We start from the raw sequence: 850 nt of genomic DNA on the forward strand, positions 1-850 counted from the left end.
AGCGGCCAGGTGAGCCAGGCGGAAGCGCAACAGCAACAGGCGCTGTTCCAGTACCAGCAGTCGATCCAGGTGGCCTTCCAGGAAGTCGACGACTCACTGATCGCACTGCAGAAGTCGCGCGAGCAACTCGTTGTGCAGGGCCGTCAGGTCGAAGCGCTGCGAACCTATTCACGGCTTGCGCGCTTGCGCTATGAAGGCGGCTATACGAGCTACATCGAGGTACTCGATGCCGAGCGTAGCCTCTTTAACGCGCAACTGAGCTACACGCAAACCAACGGACTCGTGTTCAGTTCGCTGATCGGTTTGTATAAGGCAATGGGCGGTGGCTGGGTTGTCGAAGCCGAGCGCATGACGGGGCAGGTCATGCAGCACGGGCCCGCTGCGCCCACGACCGGGCAGCCCACTACGGAGCAAGCGCAATGACCGCCGAGCGCCTCATTGCCTGCCACGAATGCGACCTGCTGCAACGGGAAGCGCCGTTGACGGGCGAGAGCGTGCTGCGCTGCTGCCGTTGCGGTGCGGAGCTGTACCGTAACCATCCGGACAGTCTCGATCGTGCGCTCGCTTTCACAGTCACGGCGATCGTGCTGTTCGTGATCGGCAATGCGTTTCCGATCGTCGGTCTGTCGGTGAATGGCGATCTTGTCGAGACCACCTTGCTGGGCGCGGTGCGCGTGCTGTACAGGGACGGCATGTGGCCCATCGCGGGGCTGGTGTTCGTGACGACATTCCTCATGCCGCTCATGCAGATGTCCGCGATGGCGTATCTGCTGTTTCCGCTGTGGCGTCGGCGCCTGCCATACCGGCCCGACATCGTCTTTCGCGTGCTGCATCTGGCGCGGCCGTGGGG

2 protein-coding genes are annotated in these 850 nt (G+C 62.9%); both read left to right on the top strand.

Translation table 11 applies throughout. The features are described 5' to 3' along the window. Positions 1-423: TolC family protein (locus P0D96_RS48175; RefSeq protein ID WP_408321398.1), on the top strand; the 423-nt coding region annotated here is incomplete at its 5' end. Next, on the top strand, positions 420-850 hold a 431-nt coding region (locus P0D96_RS48180), incomplete at its 3' end, for a paraquat-inducible protein A (RefSeq protein WP_408321400.1). The genes P0D96_RS48175 and P0D96_RS48180, both read left to right, overlap by 4 nt.

Origin of the sequence: Paraburkholderia sp. RL17-347-BIC-D, from assembly GCF_046027915.1 — a bacterium.
Classification (GTDB): domain Bacteria; phylum Pseudomonadota; class Gammaproteobacteria; order Burkholderiales; family Burkholderiaceae; genus Paraburkholderia.